Source organism: Cyclobacteriaceae bacterium, assembly GCA_030584025.1.
In the GTDB taxonomy this organism is placed as follows: Bacteria; Bacteroidota; Bacteroidia; order Cytophagales; family Cyclobacteriaceae; genus UBA2336.
Map to the genome: position 1 here is coordinate 1,950,025 of CP129487.1, position 25,444 is coordinate 1,975,468.

The following is a 25,444-nucleotide window of genomic DNA, read 5'->3' on the forward strand; positions in this document are numbered from 1 at the left end:
CAGGCAGGCTTTGTGGTTTACAAATATTTTTATCAAAGCATAATCATAATCCTTTAGGTGGATGTGCCTGCCAGACGATATTTACAATCAGCCACTTCCCATCATACTTCGCCAATTGAAAATAATCAATGCCCCAATGCGCGGTTAGCTTGGCGCTTGCTGTCTGATCCAGCACATCAAACACTTCAATGATTCTTGGTGCCTCTTTCGGAAGCGTGCCCTTGGCATTCCACCTTCCGGCTAAATCCACAAGCTGATCAAAGGTCATGATGGATTCCTTCTCGTAGGCGGTTTTATCCGGCTGTCGCCAAAAACCCTTTTTGGTTAAATTCGGATGCACACTTCGTTTGATACGATCAGGCTGCACGAGGTATAAGCCATCTACATAATCTTCAATGGCTGCGTAAACCTGCTCACGGTCGGTTGACTGGGCTTGCGCTTGCAACAATCCCGTAGCAACAAAAAGAAACACAATGAATGAAGTTTTCATATCCGTATAATTTATTCGTAGCGAAGAGAATTTACCGGGTTGGCGGATGCTGCCCGTAGCGTTTGCGTGCTGATGGTTACAAATCCGGCCAACGCCACAATACTAATACCCGACAGCAACAACCACGGGGTAATTTCAATTTTAAAGGCGTACATAGACAAAAACTGTTCGCCCAATAAAAAGGCTAACGGTGTTCCGATAACCGTAGCCAAACCGATCATGATAAAAAACGAACGGCTCAGCAATAACGTAATTTGCTTCACAGAAGCGCCCATTACTTTTCGCACACCAATTTCCTTGGTGCGCGTTTGCGTAGCGTACATAGCCATACCCAACATGCCCATACACGCCAGCGTAACGGTGAGAAATGAAATATAGCCCACGATGGTAAGGATGTCAAAAAAACCGGCTGTGCGATAGGCATCATCGATCTGATCAGCCATGGAAATTGCATCGTATGCATGCACCGGATCAAGCTGCTTCCAGATGGCCGCAATGCTGTTGGCCGTTTCAGTCATTTTATCGGGTGCCACCAACACACTTAACCAGCCAAGCTGATCCACATCATACCGAAGCACCAGCGGGCCAATTTCATAATTAAGCGGACGGAAATGAAAATCCTGAACCACACCGATCACCGCCAACATCACCGAATCATTCACGTACAGGGTCTGACCAATGGCTGAAGCTGGGTCCGTAAATCCGAAATAGCTAAGCGCCTGTTCATTTAAAATGGCATGGCGTTCATGTTCGCCTTCTGCTTGCGCATCAAAATTTTTGCCGGCTAAAAAATTCAAGCCGATGTTATCAACGTACTTGTCATCCACTATAAAATCCCGAATCGTAAAAGGCTCATCATTACGGTTACGCTTGTAGTCACTGGCGCGGTCGGCCCACGTACCCAAGGCATGTGAAACCCCTCCTACCTGAACAACACCGGGCAATTGTTGCACTTCATTGGCCAGCTTATCAAACGCCATTCCCTGAAGGCGCACGTTGTAGATATTGTCTTCCTTCAATCCATAATCTTTTGATACCATAAAGGTTATCTGGTTGTAGATAATCAATACAACCAAAACGAAAACGACCGAAAACGTGAACTGCGTTACAATCAGCGCTTTTCTAAAAGTTAGGCGAGAATAAACCTTGAAGCCAGATGCATCTTTCAACACCCGTGTAGGCTTAAAGGCCGAGAGGTAACCTGCCGGAAGCAATCCGGCCAACACGCCAACACCAATGGCGAACAATACAAAGTACAGGTAAATCGCGTAATCTTCCGTTAATTCAGTAGCAAACTCCTGCGCCATACTTAGCTGCATGAACCCAGGTTTTAAAAATTGTAAAAGCAAGTAGGAAAAAATCAGGGCCACCAATGAAAACACGACAGCCTCGCCCACAAACTGGGCAAACACTTGCCAGCGCATGGCGCCCACTACTTTTCGTATACCAATTTCGCGGGCACGCGCCAGCGATTTGGCAATCATCAGGTTGGTATAATTAAAGCAGGCCAGCAACATGACCACACCAGCCAGCACACCCATGAATATAATCAGCAACGAAGGCATGCCAGTACCCATTTGATTGGACAATGCAGGGCCCGGGGTTATAGCTGATAAAGGCTGAAGATAAAATTCATATCCTTTATCACGTGTTTCCAATTTTAGTCCGGCATAGTGGGTAGTGTATAGTTTATCAAGCGCTTGCTTAACTTCCTCACCCGTTCTTCCTTCTTTTAGCTTTACATAGATGTAGCTGCTGTAATAGTTATTCCAATTATCGACAGAGGCACTAATCACACCATCGCGTTCAAAAACTGGTAACGCAGTGGTTGAGCCAATCACCTCAAACTCGAAGTGAGTCTTGTCTTTAATTTTCTGAAGCACTCCGGTTACTACAAATTCACCGTACCCGGATATGGTCAACGATTGGCCCAGGGGCTCTCCGTCACCAAATATTTTCTCTGCCGCTTCTGCGGTTAAAATCAAGTTGTTGGGCTCATTCAAGGCCGTTGCCGGATTACCCTTCTCCAACGGAAAATTGAATACGGTAAGGAAAGATGGATCAGCCAATACGCCCCGAATCGGTACGTTCACTTTTCCGAAAATGGCATCTCCGTTTAATCTCCGGTTAATGCGAACAACTGCTTCTGCAAAGGTGTAGTTCTCCAGTAAAGCTTGCCCGATGGGGTAAGCGGTAGATGCATATTCCTCGCGGTCACCATTTACACGAAGTGCAGCCGTATTTATGCGATAAATCCGATCGATATCCTGATGAAAGTTATCGTACGTGTACTGTTCCTTTACAATCAGGATAATGAGCAACCCCAGCGACATGCTGAAGGCAAGCCCCAACATATTCACGATGGAGAAAAACCGGTTGCGGTAAATATTCCGAAGTGCGGTAGTTAAAATGGATTTAAACATTTGAAAGTTTTTACAGATTATTCGTTAAGATCAACCTACTCATAGCGAAGTGAATCAACCGGATCGGACAACGCAGCACGTATCGTTTGATAGCCAACGGTAAGCAACGTTGTGCCAATAGCCAAGACAAATGTTAGCACAAACAAGGAGGCACCAATAGTCACTTTGTACGCAAAGCCATTCAGCCATTGATTGGTTAAGTACCACGCCACCGGAAATGCAATCAGGTTGGCAATGATTACCAACATTAAAAACTCACGCGACAAAAGTCGTGTGATGTTCAACACATCTGCGCCAAGCACTTTTCTGATGCCAATCTCTTTTGTGCGTGCGGTTACCATGAATGAAACCAAACCGGTTAAACCGATAACGGCAATGATTATAGTAACAATAGAAAAAACAGTGAACACCTTCACCAATCGTTGTTCTGCATGATACTGTCGCTCAAAATCCTCATCCAAGAAGAAGTAGCTGAAATCATGCCCCTCAAAATGCTTTTTCCAGATGGACTCCAATTGCGGAAGCAGCTCGGCTGTTGCCGCAGCATTATAGCGCAAAACAAAGTACCGTGAGAAGTGCGGCTTATAAGCCATGGCCTGCGGGTAGATTTGCTGTTGCAAACCCCACTGATGATAATCCTTCACTACCCCGATTACCGTTCCGGCCGGATGCCTGGAAGGAGAATCCACTTTCTTACCCAAGGCATTCTCGGGAGTCTCCCAACCAAATTGCTTCACCGCAGTTTCGTTTATGATAAGTCCTTCCTGCAGATCGGAAGTATTGTTCGGATCAAAATTTCTTCCGGCTAATAATTTGATGTCGAGCGTATTAAAATAATGTTCATCAATGGTCATGAATTCCGTACCGATGCTTTCTTCTGAACTGCGATCGGCTGCATGCGCCCACTGCCCTACCCAGCCATTACGGCCTGGTACTGCATTGCTAAAACTTATTAACTCAATAGCAGATAGCGCACTTAAATCATTCTTAAAGGCGTTGTGATAGGCTTGCTCACCAGAAGGAACCTTTCCCACATCAACGATCAACACTTCATCCCGGTTAAAACCCAGGTCGCGATTCTGCATGAACTGAAGTTGATTCATCACCACCAGGGTACACAAGATCAATCCGGCAGAAATAACAAATTGAAATACCACCAACACGCGCCTTAACTGCACGCCACGCTGACTGGTCATGATTTTTCCTTTCAATACTTCCGCTGGCCTTAGGGATGAAATGGCAATAGCGGGATAGTAACCCGATAGCAACGTGACAGAAACAAGCATGGCCACCACCCCAATAACAACTGCTGGCTGAATAAGAATACCCAGGCTATATGTTTTGCCGATCAACTGGTTGAACATGGGCAGTATTACCCCGATTAAACCAAGAGCCACCAGAAAAGCCAACACCGTCAACACGAATGATTCACTTAAAAACTGGGTGATGAGGTAAGTTCGCGATGAACCCACTACTTTGCGCAACCCCACTTCTTTGGCGCGGTGTGCCGAGCGCGCGGTAGAAAGATTTATAAAATTGATACACGCCAACAGTACTACAAACAACGCCACTCCGGAAACCAGGTAAACGCGATCCATGCTACCTAGCGGTCCCATTCCATTGCCACGCTTTGAGTGCAGATAGACTTGCTGCAACGGTTCAAAGCCCACATACATAAACATGCCCCATTTGCGCATGTCTTCTTCCACATAGTTCATATACAGGTCGCGTGCCTTGGCAAAGAATGCACTGGCGTCAACCCCGTCTTTTAATAAAATGTAGTTACGGACGTTCAGGTTTCCCCAACCCCCATCATAGGTAAATCCCCGGTTGAGAGATTCGTAGGTGGTAAATGAAATCAGTATATCAAACTGCATGTGCGATTGTGCAGGAATATCTTTCAATACACCGGTAACCGTAAACAGCAGGCTGTCTTCAAAAAGCATGGTTTTTCCCAACGCATCTTCATCGGGAAAATATTTTTCTTCCATTGACGCTGTGATGACGATGCTGTTCGGTTGTGCAAGCGCAGTTTGGGAATTTCCTTTTATCAGCGGAAATGAAAAAATATCGAAGAATTCCTGACCTGCAAAAAATATGCGTTGGTCAAGATGTTTGCCGTTGTGGTTAATCTGCAGGCCGGATGCGTTGGAGATATACACCACTTTTTCCACTTCAGGGAAGTCGCGCTCAAGCAATTTACCAACTGCCCAGCCATTGCCTTCAATGCCACCGTTAAGCGCTCCCGTTTTAATGTCGTACATATCGGTACCCACGCGGTAAATGCGATCGCCTTTGGCATGAAACCGGTCATACGAGAGTTCGTCCAATACATAAACGAGTATCAATACACCCGCAGTAAGACCCAGCGATAATCCCAATAAGTTTATAGTAGCATACCCCTTATACTTGATCAGGGTGCGGATGGTGATTTTGAGGTAGTTGAGAAACATAGGCTAAAAAGTATGGAGTTGGTTTGAATGGAAACCCCTATACAATGAAAGTGCCTATAAAGAAAACCTTGTTTTCAGGCTTTCCTTCAACCATTTCGCGGACTGCTCGTCCCTTTATGAACTTTTTCGTCCGCCAGCGGACGCTTAAAAAAGCTCTTTGGCAATCTTATATATGGGATCAGATTTACCCATGGAATAAAAATGGAGTGTGGGCACACCAGCCTTGATCAATTCCTTCGATTGTTTAACTGCCCACTCAACCCCAACCTGGCGAACAGCCGCGTTGTCTTTGCACTTCTCCACTTCATCGGCCAGCGCTTCCGGCAAGTCGATATGAAAAATAGTAGGCAGCACACTCACCTGATTTTTTGTAGTGATGGGTTTTATCCCAGGGATTATCGGCACGTTGATACCAGCCTCCCGGCATTTGGCTACAAAGTCGAAGTACTTCTGGTTATCGAAAAACATTTGCGTAACGATGTACTCGGCTCCTAAATCAACTTTTAGTTTTAGATATTTCAAATCTGTTTTCAGATTAGGCGCAGCAAAATGCTTTTCCGGATAGCCTGCCACCCCGATACAGAAATTGGTGGGTGTTGTGTTGAGTAACTCTTCATCCAGGTAAACACCTCTGTTCATATCGGCTACCTGTTGCAATAACTCCGAAGCAAACTTATGGCCGTCAGGTTCTGGCACAAAGCGGCCTTCGTTTTTAATACCATCACCTTGCAATACCAGCACATTTTCAATTCCAAGAAAATGCAGGTCGATCAAGGCGTTTTCGGTTTCATCTTTTGAAAAGCCACCGCAAATAATGTGAGGCACGGTATCAACCTTATAATGATTTTGAATGGCTGCGCATAGCGCTACTGTTCCTGGACGCTTACGCGTAGATTTTTTTTCCAGCAAGCCATTCTCGCGTTTCTTGTACACATATTCCTCCCGGTGGTAGGTTACATCCACAAAACAAGGTTTGAACTCCATCAAGGGATCCATGTGATCGAACAACGAACGGATGTTCTCACCTTTTAAAGGTGGGAGTACTTCAATCGTGAATAACGTTTTACCGTTGGCTTTTGCCAGATGTTCTGTTACTTTCATGTTTTCAGACTATAAAGTAATTTGAGTTACATACTGACATTATGAAAAAGGCCACAAAGACTCCGAGGCACAAAGCACTAAATTTCTTTGTGACTTTGTGTCGTTGTGGCAACATGTGCATAACACCAGTAAGTACATCTTTAGAATTTTTTAATTGAATTTAGTTATAAGACAAGTTTGGCGAGAGCCAACGCTCCACCTCCTCTACCTTCATTCCCTTGCGTTCAGCATACTCTTCCACCTGATCTTTTTCAATCTTTCCAAGACCGAAGTATTTTGATTCAGGATGGGAGAAATAATATCCGCTTACTGCCGCAGCCGGATACATCGCACAGGATTCGGTTAACTTAATTCCTGCTTCTTTCTCTGCTTCCAGTATTTCAAAAATGGTTCGCTTCTCCGTATGATCCGGACAAGCGGGATAACCCGGTGCCGGACGAATGCCTTGATATTTTTCTGCAATCAGCTGGTCATTGCCCAACTGTTCATCCTTGGCATAACCCCAGAATTCTTTGCGCACGCGTTCATGCAAACACTCCGCAAAAGCCTCTGCTAGTCGATCGGCTAGTGCCTTTGCCATGATTTCGGAATAATCATCATGATTAGCTTTATACTTTTCAATCAGTTTCTCCAATCCGATACCCGCTGTTACCGCAAACATGCCAATGTAGTCGGTTTTTCCAGAGTCTGCAGGCGCAATAAAATCAGCCAATGAAAAGTTTGGCAGGTTTTGCGCTTTCTTGTTTTGCTGCCGCAGAAAATGAAGCGTTGCAAAAGGCTGTTCGGCAGCATCATCCTTGAAAAGTTTTACATCTTCGCGATCGGTACGGTTAGCGCGATAAAATGCCACCACGCCATTTGCCTGAAGACTTTTTTCTCGGATGATTTCATCGAGCATCTTTTGCGCATCATCATAAAGCTTTTTCGCCTCTGCCCCAACCACTGCATCTTCCAGAATTCCCGGAAAACGACCTGCCAGCATCCACGTCTGAAAGAAAGGCGTCCAATCGATATACTGGCGTAATTCTTCCAACGAATAATTCAACAACACTTTCTTTCCATAAAAGGACGGCTTGACCGGAACAAATGCATTCCAGTCGATAGCTGTTTTATTCTTGCGCGCTTCGGTGAGCGTGATATAATTTTTTAGTTCCTTCCTGCTTTCATGATCCTGCCGAAGTTTTTGATACTCCTCTTTGGTTTTTGTCTTAAAGTTTATGCGTGAATTTTCACTGATCAACTCACTCGCCACCGGCACACTTCGCGATGCATCCAGCACATACACCACCGGGCCATCATAAACCGGGTCAATCTTCACAGCGGTATGGATACGTGAAGTCGTAGCACCACCAATCAGCAAGGGAAGATCGAATTTCTCGCGTTGCATTTCCTTAGCTACGTATACCATCTCATCCAATGAAGGCGTAATCAGGCCGCTCAATCCGATGATGTCTACTTTCTCTTTACGAGCTGCTTCAAGAATCTTATCTGCAGGCACCATCACCCCTAAATCAACTACATCGTAGTTGTTACACGCAAGCACTACACCTACAATATTCTTCCCGATATCGTGCACATCGCCTTTTACAGTGGCCAATAAAATTTTGGCTGCAGGTTTACCCACCTGGCCGCTTTTGATTTTTTCTTCCTGTAAAAAAGGCTCCAGGTATGCCACCGCCTTTTTCATGACTCGTGCACTCTTCACCACTTGCGGCAAAAACATTTTACCCGAGCCAAACAAATCACCTACCACATTCATGCCGGCCATCAACGGACCTTCAATCACATCGAGTGGTTTGGCATATTTCTGCCGAGCTTCTTCAGTATCCTGATCGATGAAATCAATTATACCTTTTACCAACGCGTGCGTAATGCGCTCTTCAACCGTTCCTTTCCGCCAGGAGTCATCCGCCTCCTTTTTCTTAGCTGATCCCTTTACCGTCTCAGCAAACTCAAGCAGACGCTCAGTGGCATCATCCCGCCTGTTCAGCAGCACATCTTCCACGCGTTCCAGCAATTCCTTATCAATCTCATCATACACCTCCAGCATGGTTGGGTTTACGATACCCATATCCATGCCATGCTGAATGCCGTGATACAGAAATGCCGCATGCATGGCTTCACGCACTTTCTGGTTTCCGCGAAAGCTAAACGACACGTTACTTACTCCACCGCTGACATGCGCGTGTGGCAGATTCTCCCGAATCCATTTTGCCGCACGAAAGAAATCGAGGGCGTAATTCTTATGCTCATCGATGCCGGTTGCCACCGGAAAAATGTTCGGGTCGAAAATGATATCCTGTGGTGGAAATTTTACTTTCTCTACCAGAATATCATATGCCCGTTTGCAGATTGAAATCCTGCGCTCAAATGTATCGGCCTGACCTTGTTCATCGAAGGCCATCACAACAACAGCGGCACCATAACGCCTTACCAGCTTTGCCTGACGAACAAATTCTTCTTCGCCAGCTTTCATGCTGATCGAATTGACAATGCCTTTACCTTGCAAACATTTCAACCCCGCTTCAATCACCTCCCACTTGGAGGAATCGATCATCACCGGCACACGGGCAATTTCAGGTTCCGCTGCCATCAGGTTAAGAAAGCGAACCATGGCCGCCTGTGAATCGAGCATGCCTTCATCCATGTTCACATCAATCACCTGAGCACCGCCACGCACCTGATCAAGTGCCACTTCAAGGGCTTCATCAAACTTATCTTCCTTGATCAGCTTTAAAAATTTTGCTGAACCCGTAACGTTGGTTCGCTCGCCAATATTAACAAAGTTAGATGCGGGTGTTACCGTAACCGGTTCAAGTCCACTTAATTTCAGACGATAGTCGATAGTAGATGGTCGATAGCTCATTACTTAATTGAATTTCGAAGGGCCTGAATACTTTTCACTATCTCGGTCAGAAAATCATAGAAATAGCTGAACTCTTTTTCATTAACTAATCTTCTTCTTTTTCCAATGTGAAGGCAGCAAACAACTTCAATGGCAGAGCGCAGCGCAATTGCCAAAAATCTTCTGAATTCGGGGTTGGTTTGACCAGTTGACCCCTCAGCAATATTTAATGCAATGGAATCAGATGCCCGTTGAATTTGTGAAGTCAGAACAAACATTTCTTTTTTAGGAAACTTTTCAGTCAGCTCCGAAATTTCACCTGAGAGTTCAATTGACTTTTGCCAGACCTTAAGATTTTCAAACTTAAATGCCATACTTTGCTTGATTAGTAATTACACATTGAACTATGGACTATCGACTAATTACTATCGACTAATAAAAGAACACGAGGCTTATACTTCATCGCTACTTCCGCAATCTTCTTAATATGATCTGGCGTTGTTCCACAACAGCCGCCCACAATATTCACCAATCCTTCCTTTAAGTACTCCTCAATTTGAGCGGCCATCTCTTCAGGTGTCTGGTCGTAATGACCAAACGCATTTGGTAATCCGGCATTCGGATAGGCGCTGACAAACGTATCGGATTCACGTGCCATTACCTGCAGGTAGGGTCGTAATTGATTGGCTCCTAACGCACAGTTTAGTCCAATGCTTAGTAACGGAACGTGCGACATGGAAATCATAAAGGCTTCTGTTGTTTGTCCGGAAAGGGTTCTGCCACTCGCATCGGTAATGGTTCCGGATACCATGATGGGTAATACTTTTCCTGCATCATCAAAATATTTCTGAATAGCGAATAATGCAGCCTTTGCATTCAGGGTGTCAAATATGGTTTCAACCAATAGCAGATCAGATCCACCCTCAACCAATCCTTTTGTTTGCTCATAGTAGGCATCTACCAGCTGATCGAACGTAATCGCCCGATAGCCCGGATCGTTTACCTGTGGCGAAATGGAGGCTGTTTTGTTAGTCGGGCCAAGGGCACCAGCAACAAAACGAGGTTTTGAAGGATTTGCTTTGGTGAATTCATCAGCCACTTCACGGGCAATCTTAGCCGACTGATAATTTAATTCATATGCCAACGATTCGAGGTGATAGTCGGCCTGGGCCACACTAGTACTGCTGAATGTATTGGTCTCAATAATATCTGCTCCGGCCTCCAGGTATTTCTTGTGAATTTCTTTGATCACATCGGGCCGTGTAATGGAAAGCAAGTCGTTGTTTCCTTTTAGCGGATGTGCATGATTTGAAAAACGATCACCCCGGAAATCCGGCTCTTCAAGTGAATACCGTTGGATCATGGTGCCCATGGCGCCATCCAGTACGAGTATGCGTTCTTTTAAAATGTCTTCAATTTTCATAGGCTCTGAAATCGGATACATCACAACATTATCCAGAGAGCCCGGTAAGGTGGGTTACTTATCTTTACCTGAACCCGATAGCAATCGGAGCAGGATGGGATTTAGCACAACGTTTGATTAACATAACGTTAACCTGAACAGGATGCTAAGACGTCATGGGGCCCAGTCCCTCGGTCTTTCTGGATAAGTGCCACAAAGAAACAAAAAGAAGTGCTTAAAAAGAAAAGCCAATGCCTTATTTTTGCTTCAGCATGAAATTAGCCGCAGTTGATATTGGCTCCAACGCCATCCGCTTCCAGGTCTCTTCAGTTCTCAACTCTCCCGAACGCGTCATCTTCAAGAAAATGGAATACGTCCGCTTTCCACTTCGATTAGGTCATGATGTATTCACCATGAACCGCATCAGTGAAAAGAGCGTGGCAAAGTTTAAGAAACTGATGCAGGTATTTAAAAGTCTGATTGAGTTGTATGAGGTAGACGATTACATGGCCTGCGCCACCTCGGCCATGCGTGAATCAGAAAATGGGGCCGAACTGGCAAGGCAGGTTAAGGAAGAAATCGGACTGGATATTAACATCATAGATGGAAAACAGGAAGCCGAATACATTAACCAGGCCATCATCTCGTACCTAAACGATGCTACGTATCTGCACATTGATGTAGGAGGCGGTAGCACTGAGTTGAACATTTACGTGCATGGCAAAAAGGTAAAAACGCAGTCATTTAAAATTGGTTCGGTACGTATTCTTGAACATCACGACTCACCAGCCATGTGGGCAGACATGGAAAAATGGGTGAAGCAAAACGTTAAGTCCGACTACGGAAAAGTAACAGCCATCGGAACAGGCGGTAACATCAGCAAAATTTTTGACCTGGCACAACTTAAGCCTCACCGGCTAATGTCGTTGAAGCGCGTACGCGAGATCAAAGAGATGGTTGAAAAGCATACCCTTGAAGAGCGTATTTATAAACTGCAAATGAACCCCGACCGGGCAGATGTCATTGTACCCGCCAGCAGCATCTACATTAAAGTAATGGATTGGGCGAATGCGAAATACATACAAGTACCTGAAGTAGGATTAAAAGACGGCATCATGCTTCACCTGTTCAGGAAGAACTCAAGCCAAAAGAAAATCGAGTTTGCCAACATCGAGGATCAATCAAAAGGAAGGAAAGTGATTAAGTTCTAAAACAACTGAACGTCCTTCACCATCTCCTTAGAAACCGTGTAGAATTCCTTGTGTACATTAAATGGAGGCTCATCATTTAATTGCTTTAACGTATACGTTCCGTCTTCCTGCATGATGTAGGTGTTCACATTATCCTTCAGGTTAAAGCGAAGAATGTTCATGGCTTGCTTTTTCAGAATAGCTTCATCCAGCATAAATAAGGATTCAATCCTGCGATCAAAGCTTCGCACCATGGCATCCGCACTGCCGATGTACACCTTCGGATCACCTTCGTTATGAAAATAATAAATCCGCGAATGCTCCAGGTACTCACCCACAATGGAGATCACCTGAATATTTTCACTTAACCCCTGTCGGCCGGGACGCAGGCAGCACATACCTCGGACAACGAGTCGAATCGGAACGCCAGCTTGTGAAGCCGCGTACAGCTCATCAATAAATTCTTTATCCTGCAGCGAATTTATTTTTATAACGATACCGGAAGGAAGACCTTGTTTAGCATTTTCTGCCTCTCTCCTAACCAGGTTGCACAACTGAATGCGCATATCACGAGGTGATGTAATCAGGTTTCGATAGGTGGTGGGGTACGAATGCCCTGTGATTACATTAAAGAATTCCGATACATCGTTGGCGTAAATCTCCTTTGTGGTCAGTAGGCCAATATCGGTATATAGTCGCGAAGTGGATTCGTTATAGTTACCACTCGACAGGTGAACATACCGATATACTTTTTCATCGGGCTCCTTCCGCACAATGAGCATCAGCTTGGTGTGCGTTTTCAAACTACTCACGCCATAAATCACAAAGCAACCGGCCTTCTGCAAACGCTGCGCTTCACGCATGTTGTTTTCCTCATCAAAACGCGCCTTCACTTCAAACAACACGGCTACGTGTTTACCATTTTCCGCTGCGCGTAACAATGCACGGGTCACACGAGAATCCCGTGAAACGCGGTAGATCGTAATTTTGATAGACAATACATACGGATCATCTGCAGCACGTTCGAGCAACTCCAAAACGGGCTCCATCGAATTGTACGGATGATGCAATAGAATATCGCGTTCCTTTAAAATCTCAAACAACTCCTGATTTTCTTCATCCGGATAGTTCAGGGGGCGTATTGGCCCCGGATGCTGCGCACGCCTGCCTTTAAATTCAGTATGCGAAATAATCTGGGTTAAACTACCCAAATCCAACAGGCTTTTGGTGGGAATGCTGAAGATGTTGTTGTCATCAATATCCCATTGAATTTTTAACAGGCGCATCATCCATGGATCAACCTGACCGTGAACTTCCATGCGCACTACCCTACCGCTTCGTCTGCTCTTTAACTTCTGTTTTAAATCTTCCAGAAAATTCGATTCAATATCATCGCTTTCATCAAGCGTAAAATCACCATTTCTATTTATCCGGAAAAGGTTAATGCTTTGGATGTCGACATTTCTGAAAAGGTGCTGAATATTATGACGGATGATTTCTTCAATGGGAATAAACCGAACAGCATCATCGCCCTTTAATTCAAAAAAACGCGGAATATTACTCGGCACCTGAATAAAGGATACCCGATTTTGATTCTGGCTATCGCCAATGACCTTTGTTACCACACCAAACAACAAGCGGTTATTCTTCAACACCGGAAATGTATGATAGGTATCAAATGCCATGGGGGTTAGCATCGGGAATATTGTATGATGAAAGTAGTCGTTTACCAGCCGGGTATGCTCTTCCGACAACTCTTCATACGGACAAATCATAAATCCATTGTCCTGAAACAGGGGTTTCAGTTTATAGATATAGTATTCGTGCTGATCCTGAACAAAATTCCGGATGGCATTAAGCAACAACTTCCGAAAAGGTTCTTCGCGCAACCCACTGTAATCGAAGCGTTCCTTTCCATAGTCGAGGTAATTGTACAAACTACCGAGCCGTATGGTGCAGAATTCATCGAGGTTGGAGGCCGTAATGGCCAAAAACTTCAATCGGTCGAAGATACTCCGGTTGATGTGCTTGGCCTGATCGAGCACACGGTAGTTGAATTGAATCCAGCTCAGGTCACGACTAATGTAACGGCTTTCATCAATACGGTTTAAAACCTGATCGCGAACAGCTACGGGGTCATTCATAGCAAAACATTGTTGCAAGGTCGCAACGGCAACACGTGCAACAGGAAATTAATCGGTTAAAAAATTATTAAATATCGATGCGGGCGTACTTCGCATTCTTCTCAATGAAATCCCTGCGAGGCGCCACTTCATCACCCATCAACATGGAGAACAAGTGGTCTGCTTCCGCAGCTGATTCAATGCTTACCTGCTTTAGCGTTCTGCGGGCAGGATCCATGGTAGTCGACCACAACTGCTCGGGGTTCATTTCTCCCAAACCCTTGTAGCGCTGCAACGTTACCGAATCATCCTTTCCGCCACCCAACTCCTTTACCAAAGCATCACGCTCTTCCTCTGTCCAGCAATAGCGCTCTTCTTTGCCCTTCTTAACCAAATACAAAGGAGGAAGTGCAATGTACACATAACCATTTTCGATCAACTCCTTCATGTAACGGAAGAAGAAGGTCAAAATCAGCGTACGAATGTGGCTGCCATCAACATCCGCATCGGTCATGATGATGATTTTATGGTACCGGAGCTTCGACAGATTCAACGCTTTTCCATCCTCGGCAGTTCCAAAGGAAACGCCCAGGGCTGTAATGATATTCTTGATTTCTTCGTTGTCGTAGATTTTGTGTTCCTGCGCTTTTTCCACGTTCAGGATTTTTCCACGAAGCGGAAGAATCGCCTGGAAAGCACGGTCTCTTCCTTGCTTGGCTGAGCCTCCGGCAGAGTCACCCTCCACCAGGTACAGTTCGCAAATACCGGGATCAGTGCTGGAGCAGTCGGCCAGCTTGCCCGGTAATCCGGTTCCTGTTAGTACGTTCTTACGCTGAACCATTTCGCGTGCCTTGCGTGCCGCATGACGGGCTTGTGCCGCCAGAATAACTTTACTTACGATCAGCTTGGCTTCTTTTGGATGTTCTTCCAAATAATACTGCAACACCTCACCTACCGATTGATCAACCGCACCCATCGCATCGGAGTTACCGAGCTTGGTTTTGGTTTGTCCTTCAAATTGAGGTTCGGCTACTTTTACTGAGATGACCGCAGTAAGGCCTTCACGGAAGTCGTCTCCGTTGATTTCAATTTTTACTTTGTCCAGCAAGCCTGATTTATCGGCATAAGTTTTTAATGTACGCGTAAGCGCCCTTCTAAAACCAGCCACATGCGTACCCCCCTCGTGCGTATTGATGTTGTTCACATACGAAACCAGGTTTTCACTAAATGAGGTATTGTAACTTAAGGCTACCTGAACCGGTATATCGCCTTTATCATTTTCAATGTATATCGGCTGCGGAATAAGCTTTTCGCGGGTTGCATCAATGTAGCTGACGAACTCACGAAGTCCGCCTTCAGAGAAAAACTCATCCTGACGAGGCTTGCCTTCTTCATCTTTTTCCCGAAGATCGGTCAGGTAAATTTTGATACCCGGATTCAAAAACGCCAACTCGCGCAAGCGTGAAGCAATGGTTACGTAATTGTATTCTGTAACGGTAAAGATCTCTTTATCCGGAAGAAACTTCACGGAAGTTCCACGCCTATCCGTATCGCCAATTACCCGAACGGCATACTGGGGTACACCCCGGTGATACTCCTGTTCGAATACTTTGCCATCGCGGTAAACCGTTGCATGCAGTACTTCCGATAAGGCATTTACGCAAGAAACCCCAACACCATGCAAACCACCGGATACCTTATATGTGTTTTTATCGAACTTGCCCCCTGCGTGCAACACCGTCATGACCACCTCCAGGGCTGAGCGTTTTTCCTTCACATGGATATCAGTAGGTATACCCCTGCCGTTATCTTCCACCAGGATGGAATTATCTTCATTTACGGTTACGCGGATGGTATCGCAATAGCCGGCCAAAGCCTCATCGATCGAGTTATCCACCACTTCCCAAATGAGGTGATGAAGCCCTTTCACGCTCACATCGCCAATGTACATGGCCGGGCGCTTACGTACGGCCTCCAGGCCTTCTAAAACCTGAATATTGCTGGCTGAATAATCGGCTGGCGCTTTCTTCTTTACGTCACTCATGAGTACAGTTTAAAACCTTCAAAATTAAGGTTTTCCGAGGGGATTTCGTAAGAAAATGAGGCATTTAAAAGGCAAAAAGTTAACTTTATTTTCGATTGTCCGGTGACTAAAAAAGACCTTGGGCATTACGTTGATTTTGAACCCCTGTTCGCATGAAAAACAGACTTGTCATAGCCCTTCTTTTCATTACTGTTTTGGTCGCTGAGGCCCAGATTTCCGCTCCTGTTTTCAAAGACAAAACAGATTCAACACAATATTCTCAGGTTCAAATTGCAATACGGGAACTTGTACAGCAAAATCCAAACTCAATGGAGAACCGCAAAAAGTTTGATAGTCTGCTAACTATTTCCAACACCCTGAGAGCGAAGATTATTGGCTACAAAGTGATTTACAAGCCAAATGATGAATTTACAGATTACCAGGATGTATTGAACGGTAAGGTAGATCCCAAACAAGTAACACAACTAAGCTTCTCCAATAATTCGCTTAAAAAATTACCGAAAATAATTTTTGAGTGTGCCAACCTGAAAGAACTTGAACTGGTGAATACCCGTGTTAAAAAGCTTCCCAAAAAGCTGGGCAATCTCCCAGAACTGAAAAGCATTTATGTATACAACCACACTCCAAAAGCGCGATTGCGTCTTGCAAAAAATAAGACAATCGAAGAGGTGCTCATTCGCGGAACGGAAGCAGCAAGGCTACCTAAGAAGTACAAAGCTTTTACTTCACTTCGTGAACTTGATCTGTCTGGAAATATAGGATTCAATCAATTTCCAGCGATCACACAAAACAAGAAATTGGTTAAACTCAATCTGATAGGAAACCAGTTAACTCTGAATGATTTGAAAAAGATACGCAGTAGTTCACTAGAAGAATTAAACCTAATAGGAAATAAGGTTACGCATGTTCCGGCAGAAATTGCTCACTTTCCTTCGCTTAAGAAATTAGTTCTGAGTAATAATCAAGTAAGTCATATTGATCCGGCCATCGGTCAACTGAAAAAACTGGAGGAACTGGCTTTTTACAATTGTAAGCTCAAAGAACTAAGCAAAGGCATTGAAGAACTTGAAAACCTGCGGCAAATTGATTTGTACTTCAATCAGTTGACTGCCGTTTCAATCGATCTGAGCAAACTAAAAAAGCTGGAGATCTTATATCTTTCCAATAATGAACTAACCGCATTAACGGAAAGCATCGGACAACTATCCAACCTTCAGGAGCTATACTTATCGCATAACAAACTCAACTACCTTCCCAAAAGTCTTTCAAATCTGAGTCAACTGAAAGTACTTCGCGTAAACAATAACTCATTAACAACCTTTCCTTACGAAATTCTATCCTTGAAGAACCTGGAGAATCTGGACATTTCCCGCACCAATCTCTATGGCATACCAGAAGAACTTAGCACATTTGATAAACTGCAGATTTTTGCACTCACGGGAAATGCATGGGAAAAAGATGACGACATCATCCGTATTGCTGAAGTACTGCGCAAGAAAGGAACGGTCGTTCACCTGAATACCCTCGAGGATGAAGTGGACCCACCCGGGGATAATTAGGATGCAGCTTTCTTTACCTTTTTACTTTTTGCTTTAGTTGATTTCGTAGAGCCATTCTCGGCCATCAGGTGTAATCGTGCTTTTTGCAATTCTGCCTTTTGTGCATCGGTAACCTGAGGGTAACTCATGTTGAGTTTTTTAAATTGCCGATAAATGATGGCTGCAATGGCCAATCGTGCATACCACTTATCATCGGCTGGTATAATAAACCACGGAGCATGTTCTTTTGATGTCTCTGAAATGGCCATCTCATACGCCCGCTGGTAATCATCCCAAAAGCCGCGCTCTTTTAAATCCGACAACGAAAACTTCCAGTTCTTCGATGGATCGTCAATGCGTTCAAGAAATCGCTTCTTCTGCTCCTTTTTGGATACATGCAAAAAGAATTTCAGAATGATGGTTCCGTTTGCCGCAAGGTTCTTTTCATAACGAACAATTTGCTTGTACCGATTTTCCCAAAACTTATCGTTGATATCCTTTACCGTTTCAATTCCCGGTATGTTTTCATTCAAAATCCACTCTGGATGAACTTTAGTCACCAACACATTCTCATAATGCGAACGGTTATGAATCGCGATCTCCCCTCGTGCCGGTAAGGCCAGGTTGTGGCGCCAAAAGAAATCGTGATCGAGTTCATGTGAGGTTGGCGCTTTGAAGCTATACACTTTAACACCAAGCGGATTAAACCCCGACATGATATGCTTTACCGCACCATCCTTGCCGGCTGCATCCATGGCCTGAAAAATAATGAGAATACTGTATTGATTATGCGCATACAGCATATCCTGAATTTCAGCGAGGTGTTTACGCCCCTCTTCAAGTAACCGCTCAGCTTCTTTCTTTACCAGTTGTTTGCCTTTGTATTCAGTATCAAAGTCCGCTAGTTTTACTTTTTTACCTGGTTTGGCATAAAGCTTCTTGGCATTAATTAATTTTTCATCGGAGAGCATAGGTGTAGCATTAACGGTTATGAAGATAAAAGTTATTCGCAGAACCTCAACATGATTTCGCTCATATCCGAGCGAGGATTTTCATTGGTTTTAAACACAAGTTTCCGTAACTTTTAATCACCTAAACCCAGAACCTATGAAACTAGCCTTTAAAAAGCTGGATTTCCTGTTTCTCTATCTTGTGGCCAGCCTCGTTGCAGCGAGTTATTTACGAAATGTGATGCTTGATCTGGCTGAATGGATACAAAATTTCAGGCAGGAAATCACCACAACCTTCTAAACTATTTACCACCACCGCAATCTTTAATTCATGTGATATGAAATCCACGAATATCCTTTACCTGCTCATGGTCGTTCTTTTGCTCACCAGTGTTGCGGTTTACGGCCAAAAAAAATCAAAAGAAAAAGCTCCCGATACCCAACAACAGGATGAGGCGAAGATCAAGGCAATAATTGAACAAGAAACAAAAGCTTTTTTTGAAATCGATCAAAAAACGTGGGCTGATTTGTGGGTACATGAACCCTATGCCTTCTGGTCGTTTGCCGATACAACGGATGTCAATTCTTTTTCAGGATGGGATGAAATTTATAAAGGTTTCAACAACTACTTTAAGACCTCAAAACCTTCTACAGCAAAAATTACGCGCACCTGGCATCACATCCGGATAGCCGGCAACTTTGCCTACATCCGCTTTACCCAGGAAGTATCCGATAATATTGGTCGCCCACCGCAGGCGGAAGTTCGCGTGATGGAAAAAATTAACGGACAGTGGAAGATTGTTTGCGTTTCGGTGATTGCCGTGCAGAAAGAAAATGAACCCGTGCGCTGATTAGTACTGCCCGGTGCGGAGCATCACCAACGTACACGCTTCGATAGGTTCAATTTTATTTTCCCGGGCTAACGTTTCAAATTCATAATTCTCCGTACCCGGATTAAAAATGATTCTGCGAGGTTTCAACCCGATGATGTATTCGTACCATTCAGGCTGGTGCTGCGGACCGATGTACATCGTTACTGTATCCACATCCGCAACAGGTGGTTTTGTCCGGATGTCTAGAATCTCCTTTCCGAAAAGTTCGCCCTTTTTTATTCCCACAGGCACAAATTCATGATCATACTCCGTTAGCATTTCGGCTGCGAGGTAAGCATAGCGTGATGGATTAGGTGTTGCCCCAATAATAACCGTCTTCATTCTTTAGTATTAACTCCAATCTTCAAACACACAGCTTCAGCACATCGTTCACCATCCATCGCAGCCGAAACAATTCCACCTGCATAGCCCGCTCCCTCTCCACAGGGGAATAATCCCTTAACCTGTGGATGCTCCAAGGTTTCCCTATCGCGCGGAATACGAACAGGCGATGAAGTTCGGCTCTCCACCCCCACTACTTGCGCCTCGTTGGTGAGGTAGCCTTTCATTTTAGACCCAAAGTTTTTAAAGCCTTGACGTAAGGATTCTGCAATAAACCCGGGCAACACTTCAGCAAGATCAACCGATGCAAGGCCCGGCTGATAAGAAGTATCCAGCAATGAATTAGAAACCTTTCGCTCAACAAAATCGGCCAATCGTTGTGCGGGAGCTACTTGTGAGCCACCAGCCGTGGCACACGCTTGCTTTTCTATGGCCGCTTGAAAATGCACGCCTGCCAGCGGACCAAATTTTGTATAGGGTTTAAAGTCTGCTTCACTGACTGAAACAACAATACCTGAATTAGCAAAACGCGAATCTCTTCGCGAAGGGCTCATGCCATTCACCACCACTTCACCCGGTGCAGTTGCTGAGGGAACAATAAATCCACCGGGACACATGCAAAAAGAAAACACACCGCGCTGCTGGCCGTTAACGTGAGCCTGATGCACCAACGCATACGATGATGCCGGTAAATAAGGTCCACGCTCAACGGGACAATGGTATTGGATCCGGTCGATCAGTTGTTGTGCATGCTCCACCCGCAGACCAAGCGCGAAAGGCTTCTGTTCTATCAAAATTTTTCGAGCGTGAAGTAATTCGAAGATATCACGAGCGGAATGACCGGTAGCTAATATTACCGCTTCACCTGTAAATGTTTCGCCTGAAAGCGTTTTAACTCCTGCAATATGATTGTCATCTAAAATAAAATCGACAACACGTGTGTTAAAATGAATTTCGCCACCGGCATCCAGAATGCTTTTTCTGATCTCTTCAATCAATTTTGGCAACTTATTCGTTCCGATATGCGGGTGTGCATCGAATAGAATTTCTTCTTTTGCTCCGTGTGCTACAAGAATCTCCATAATACGGGCAACATCTCCCCGCTTTTTTGAACGGGTGTAGAGCTTCCCATCCGAATAAGTGCCGGCACCGCCCTCGCCAAAGCAGTAATTGGAATCAGGATTAACTATTTGATCTTTATTAATAGCTGCCAGATCGCGCCTGCGCGCACGCACATCAGCACCGCGTTCGAGAATAATTGGCTTAATGCCGAATTCAATTAACCGTAATGCGGCAAACAAACCTGCTGGACCGGAACCCACGATGATAACTGCAGGCTTATGATTAACATCAGGATAATTTCTGGAATACGTGATCAACGGTTTTTTTTCGGAAGCCGGAAAAACTTCGCATTGAACACGCACCACTATTTTCTTGCCGCGGGCATCGATGGAACGCTTGATGGGCCGAACCCACTGATCGCCATCTTGCTTAATACCAAGTTTCTGGTAAATCGAAGTCGTGAACCGACTTTCATCAAATGCCTCTTCAGGCGAAAGAATGATCTCTTTTACTGACATACAGGAAGGGAGTTAACCTTCAATACTGCAAATATACGGCTACCGGTAGGAAAATACATTCCCTACGTTAAGCCCGAATGAAAAGGTAGCAATGAATTTCTGCTGATCAACATTTTGAAAATACGATGCACTTACCTCATCTACATCTACGTTTCTATATCCCACTCCAGCGGCACCATACAAATCAATAGTAAATCCGCTGGCATTGTTTCGTTGAATGATCCGGTAACCTAATAATACACCATATTCAATCCGTTGGTCGGGGGCCGTGAACGTGATGATACTTTCCGGATTACCATTAAACACTACATTGGTAAAATGCCCCATGTTCGTAAACCTGAGTTGATGACCAAAATACCACATGCCCGCTTTTATCGGGTTGTAGAATTTTTGTTTGATGGAAATGCTATAGCCGCGCTCGAAAAGCTTATAGGGCGCTACCTGATCATCAGCTTCAAAAAATGGATTACGAATACCAATAAATTCGAAGGAATGGCCAAGTCGTTCTTGTGAATAAAATTCTACCGCCATCGGAAAGCGACCGGCAAACATAAGTACCGGATTTCCTTCCACGATTACGCCCTTGTATTCATTGGCACGCGGCATGAAATAATCAAAACTATTTCCGGTAACGCGTTTTACAGTTGAAGTTCGTTCCGCCAATTCAGTAATCTCTTTTGCCAGGTTGGGCTTTTCGTTGTAGTACGGCCTGTAATAGCCAGACAAAGTTCCGTCTCGCTCATACAACTCCCAGGTGCCAATCTTCTTATCGCCATCAATCTCACCACGGGTTTGTAGCGAGCCATCCGGGTAATAGCCAAAATAGGTGCCGCGATCATTTTGAAACTCGCACTCTCCTTCCTTCTTGCCATCCTCATAAAAATACTCCCACTTCCCTTCACGCTTATCATCTTTCATCAAGCCTTTCGACTTCAACTTGCCACTGGCGTAGAACTCGCGGTATTCGCCAGTGCCTTTATCGTATGTAATTTCACTCAATAATTTTCCGTCAGCAGAGAATGAACTCCAGTATCCGTTTTTCTGACCTCCCAAATACTCACCAGCTGAACTGATCGTTCCATCCTCAAAATAATATTCCCATTTACCAACCGGTTGATCATGATGGTAGGCACCACGAACGGCCACATTACCTGAAGCATAGTAGGTTATCCATTCACCATGCTTTTTTCCATTTTCATAATCGCCTTCAATGTGTAGCGTACCGGAAGTTTCATCATAAAAACGCCAATGCCCCACGTTGCGCATTCCGGACTTAGGCCCTTCAGCAGCTACCTTTCCCGAGTGATAATATTCCGTATAGCGACCATAATCATCCTGATAATCGATTTCGCCTTTCCGAACACCATCTTCATAGAATGATTTCCATAAACCGGTTCGTTTATTATTGGTGTATACCCCGATCTCTTTGATCTGGCCATTTTCATAAAACGTTTTCCATTCCCCTTCGCGGGCTTTTCCGTTTACAGTGCCCTCCATGCTTTTCTGTCCGCTCTCGTAGAAGTATTCCCACAAGCCGTAGTTTGAATTTTGCCGCAAAGCCCCACGCATTTTCATGTTCCCGGATTCATAGAAGAATTCCCAAATGCCGGTTGTTTCATTGTTCGAGAAATATCCCTTCGACTCAATGTTGCCATTAAGAAAATAGGAAGCATAACGGCCGTGAAGAATGTTGCGGACAGTATCTTTTACCTGGTAAACTTCCTTGATGTAACGCTTTTCGCGATCGTGATAGGTTTGCCGGATAAAAACCTGTGCATAGGTTTGAACCGTTAAAAGTACAAAGCCGATCAGAGATAACCTTTTCACGTTCAGAAGATTACCGCAAGATACAAAATATGAAACTATTTGCGGATGAAGGCAGCTTTCCCCCACTCGGCCTTTTCTTGTTCAGTCCATAATTCCGGGAAAAAGATAATGCGTTGAAAACGTGGGGGCAGGTACTTTTGCCAGTTGGTACCACCGGTTGCCTTGATGTCTTCAGGATCTTTTTCGAGGTAATGGGCTGCCGATTTCATATGCGCCAACGGCCACAACACATTGGCCAGTGTATCAAATTCTCTTAGTCGATCGATAACATTCTGATTTCCCTCAAAATGCTTTTTATAAAGCCGATATAAATTCCGGTTCGCCAACGACAGACTTAACTCGCGAAATTCATGGAGGTACTTTTTCTCAAATTGTTGTAACGTAAGTGTTTTCTTTCCAGTGGCCAGTTCGGTAGCTCCGCTGCGCCAATACAAATGGTCTACTACCTGATCCACATTTTTCGGATCGGTAATGTGCTGCCGATCTTTTTCAGCTACCAGGTTAATCACATCCGTGGCATAAAATTCAATAACTCTATACTGTGCCGATTGAAATCCGCTGGCCGGAAGTAGCGACATCCGGAATTTCAAAAACTGATCGCGCTCCATACCCTTCACCATAATGTCGAACGAATTTTCCAGGTGACTGAAATACCGGTTTACGCGATCCAATCGCTCTATGAAAAATTTCTCATCCGGATTTTCCTTCGAAGTGATTTGTTCCAGCTCCAGAATCACCAACCGAAAATAAAGCTCCGTGATCTGATGATAAATAATAAAGATGTGCTCATCCGGAAAACTGGTTTTAGGACTTTGCAGGCTTAACAACGTATCCAAATGGATGTAATCCCAATACGTTAAATAATCCGAGTACAGCAAGCCATCCAGGTAGGAGGATAAGTCCTGACCCATTACGTCATATTTCTCCTGAAGTTTTTTAAGCTGGGTGAGTAATTCGGGGTTAACTTTCTGGTCGTCCATGGTGTTACGGATTAGAAACGCTTTGTGTAAATTGCCCGCTAATTAAACAAAATCTTATGGCATCGCATACCCTGGAGCAAAAGGCTGTTAAATCCATGAAACAAGACCTGTTCGATCACCCTGATTTCTATGCAATTGACAGTTTGCTTACGGAAGAGCATAAACTCATCCGCAGTTCCATCCGGGATTTTGTGAAGAAGGAAATAAGCCCATACATTGAAGATTGGGCACAGCGGGCGCACTTTCCTTATGAAATCGTTAAGAAATTTGGTGATATCGGTGCGTTTGGACCATCCATTCCAACCGAATATGGTGGTGGCGGACTGGATTATATCTCCTATGGGTTAATTATGCAAGAGATTGAGCGCGGTGATTCAGGTATGCGTTCAACCGCTTCCGTGCAGGGCTCGTTGGTGATGTACCCGATTTATAAATTCGGAAGTGAGGCACAACGGAAAAAATATCTTCCAAAACTTGGGTCGGGTGAATGGTTGGGGTGCTTCGGGCTAACCGAACCCGATCATGGCTCGAATCCATCGGGCATGGTGACCAACTTTAAAGACATGGGCGATCATTACTTGTTAAATGGCGCCAAGATGTGGATATCCAACTCACCCAAAGCCGATGTGGCTGTGGTGTGGGCCAAGAATGAAGAAGGAAGAATTCACGGATTGATTGTGGAGCGCGGCATGGAAGGTTTTTCAACGCCTGAAACCCATGGCAAGTGGTCGCTGCGAGCAAGTGCAACCGGTGAGCTTGTTTTTGATAACGTAAAAGTTCCGAAAGAAAATCTGTTGCCCGGTAAAAGCGGATTAGGCGCACCCATGATGTGCCTGGACTCTGCTCGCTATGGCATTGCATGGGGAGCAATTGGCGCGGCTATGGATTGCTACGATTCAGCCAGACGCTATGCCATAGAACGCATTCAGTTTGGAAAACCCATTGCTTCATTTCAATTGGTGCAAAAGAAATTAGCTGAAATGCTAACGGAAATAACGAAGGCACAACTCCTGAACTGGCGATTAGGCACATTAATGAACGAGGGTAAAGCAACCACAGCACAAATTTCCCTGGCCAAACGTAACAATGTGCATGTAGCCTTAGAGATTGCCCGCGAAGCACGACAAATACATGGCGGTATGGGCATTACCGGTGAATACCCGATCATGCGCCACATGGCCAATCTTGAATCGGTAATTACCTATGAGGGCACACACGACATACACCTGTTGATTTTAGGCAAGGAGATTACGGGAATTCAGGCTTTTGTGTAGATTGCATTCT

General features: G+C 44.7%; 17 protein-coding genes, 2 pseudogenes and 1 riboswitch. Of the genes and pseudogenes, 5 read left to right on the top strand and 14 right to left on the bottom strand.

Annotated features, from left to right (window positions below; all coding sequences use genetic code 11):
• Positions 1-43: 43 nt before the first annotated feature.
• From QY309_08780 to QY309_08810, 7 genes and pseudogenes are all read right to left on the bottom strand, one after another.
• The gene (locus QY309_08780; protein ID WKZ61576.1) at positions 44-490 is read right to left on the bottom strand and encodes a nuclear transport factor 2 family protein; all 447 of its coding nucleotides are present in this window, start codon (positions 488-490) and stop codon (positions 44-46) included.
• 11 nt (positions 491-501) lie between these two features.
• A complete protein-coding gene (locus tag QY309_08785) occupies positions 502-2,913 on the bottom strand; it encodes an ABC transporter permease (protein ID WKZ61577.1) in 2,412 nt (803 codons plus the stop codon).
• 35 nt (positions 2,914-2,948) lie between these two features.
• Positions 2,949-5,366 carry an ABC transporter permease gene (locus QY309_08790; protein WKZ61578.1) on the bottom strand — a complete coding sequence of 806 codons (2,418 nt, stop codon included), beginning with the start codon at positions 5,364-5,366 and terminating at the stop codon, positions 2,949-2,951.
• A 144-nt stretch (positions 5,367-5,510) separates the two neighbouring features.
• The gene (gene metF, locus QY309_08795) at positions 5,511-6,467 is read right to left on the bottom strand and encodes a methylenetetrahydrofolate reductase [NAD(P)H] (GenBank protein WKZ61579.1); all 957 of its coding nucleotides are present in this window, start codon (positions 6,465-6,467) and stop codon (positions 5,511-5,513) included.
• 160 nt (positions 6,468-6,627) lie between these two features.
• Positions 6,628-9,306 (bottom strand): annotated as a pseudogene (metH, locus tag QY309_08800) (methionine synthase).
• A gap of 26 nt (positions 9,307-9,332) precedes the next feature.
• Positions 9,333-9,686 (bottom strand): four helix bundle protein, encoded by a 354-nt coding sequence (locus QY309_08805; GenBank protein WKZ61580.1) that lies wholly within the window; start codon positions 9,684-9,686, stop codon positions 9,333-9,335.
• A 71-nt stretch (positions 9,687-9,757) separates the two neighbouring features.
• Positions 9,758-10,735 (bottom strand): annotated as a pseudogene (locus QY309_08810) (homocysteine S-methyltransferase family protein).
• A 55-nt stretch (positions 10,736-10,790) separates the two neighbouring features.
• Positions 10,791-10,925: riboswitch (SAM riboswitch) on the bottom strand.
• Positions 10,926-10,986: 61 nt separating this feature from the next.
• Here QY309_08810 and QY309_08815 point away from each other — a divergent pair.
• Complete coding sequence (locus tag QY309_08815; protein WKZ61581.1) at positions 10,987-11,925, top strand: phosphatase; 939 nt, start codon at positions 10,987-10,989, stop codon at positions 11,923-11,925.
• Here QY309_08815 and ppk1 read toward each other — a convergent pair.
• The gene (gene ppk1 / locus QY309_08820; protein ID WKZ61582.1) at positions 11,922-14,048 is read right to left on the bottom strand and encodes a polyphosphate kinase 1; all 2,127 of its coding nucleotides are present in this window, start codon (positions 14,046-14,048) and stop codon (positions 11,922-11,924) included. The genes QY309_08815 and ppk1 overlap by 4 nt on opposite strands.
• Before the next feature lie 67 nt (positions 14,049-14,115).
• Positions 14,116-16,071: a DNA topoisomerase (ATP-hydrolyzing) subunit B gene (gyrB, locus tag QY309_08825; protein ID WKZ61583.1), complete on the bottom strand. Its 1,956-nt coding sequence runs from the start codon at positions 16,069-16,071 to the stop codon at positions 14,116-14,118.
• A 152-nt stretch (positions 16,072-16,223) separates the two neighbouring features.
• On the opposite strand from gyrB, the gene QY309_08830 reads away from it, so the two are divergent.
• A complete protein-coding gene (locus tag QY309_08830) occupies positions 16,224-17,630 on the top strand; it encodes a leucine-rich repeat domain-containing protein (GenBank protein WKZ61584.1) in 1,407 nt (468 codons plus the stop codon).
• Here QY309_08830 and QY309_08835 read toward each other — a convergent pair.
• On the bottom strand, positions 17,627-18,580 hold the full coding sequence (locus QY309_08835; GenBank protein ID WKZ61585.1) for a polyphosphate kinase 2 family protein: 954 nt from the start codon (positions 18,578-18,580) through the stop codon (positions 17,627-17,629). The genes QY309_08830 and QY309_08835 overlap by 4 nt on opposite strands.
• Before the next feature lie 136 nt (positions 18,581-18,716).
• Here QY309_08835 and QY309_08840 point away from each other — a divergent pair, with 136 nt between their 5' ends.
• Complete coding sequence (locus QY309_08840) at positions 18,717-18,860, top strand: hypothetical protein (protein WKZ61586.1); 144 nt, start codon at positions 18,717-18,719, stop codon at positions 18,858-18,860.
• Positions 18,861-18,897: 37 nt separating this feature from the next.
• On the top strand, positions 18,898-19,410 hold the full coding sequence (locus QY309_08845; protein ID WKZ61587.1) for a hypothetical protein: 513 nt from the start codon (positions 18,898-18,900) through the stop codon (positions 19,408-19,410).
• Here the strand turns inward: QY309_08845 and QY309_08850 are convergent, their stop codons facing one another.
• Genes QY309_08850 through QY309_08865 form a run of 4 tightly spaced genes read right to left on the bottom strand, consistent with a single transcriptional unit; the run spans position 19,411 to position 24,160 of the window.
• Positions 19,411-19,773, bottom strand: a complete 363-nt coding sequence (locus QY309_08850; protein WKZ61588.1) for a CoA-binding protein — start codon at positions 19,771-19,773, stop codon at positions 19,411-19,413. It lies immediately after the preceding gene.
• On the bottom strand, positions 19,770-21,353 hold the full coding sequence (locus QY309_08855; protein ID WKZ61589.1) for an FAD-dependent monooxygenase: 1,584 nt from the start codon (positions 21,351-21,353) through the stop codon (positions 19,770-19,772). Before QY309_08855 ends, QY309_08850 begins: the two co-directional genes overlap by 4 nt.
• A 39-nt stretch (positions 21,354-21,392) precedes the next feature.
• Positions 21,393-23,180, bottom strand: coding sequence for a toxin-antitoxin system YwqK family antitoxin (locus QY309_08860; protein WKZ61590.1), 1,788 nt, complete (start codon positions 23,178-23,180; stop codon positions 21,393-21,395).
• 35 nt (positions 23,181-23,215) lie between these two features.
• Positions 23,216-24,160, bottom strand: a complete 945-nt coding sequence (locus QY309_08865; protein WKZ61591.1) for a tryptophan 2,3-dioxygenase family protein — start codon at positions 24,158-24,160, stop codon at positions 23,216-23,218.
• Positions 24,161-24,216: 56 nt separating this feature from the next.
• On the opposite strand from QY309_08865, the gene QY309_08870 reads away from it, so the two are divergent.
• A complete protein-coding gene (locus QY309_08870; GenBank protein WKZ61592.1) occupies positions 24,217-25,434 on the top strand; it encodes an acyl-CoA dehydrogenase family protein in 1,218 nt (405 codons plus the stop codon).
• The last annotated feature ends 10 nt before the right edge of the window (positions 25,435-25,444 follow it).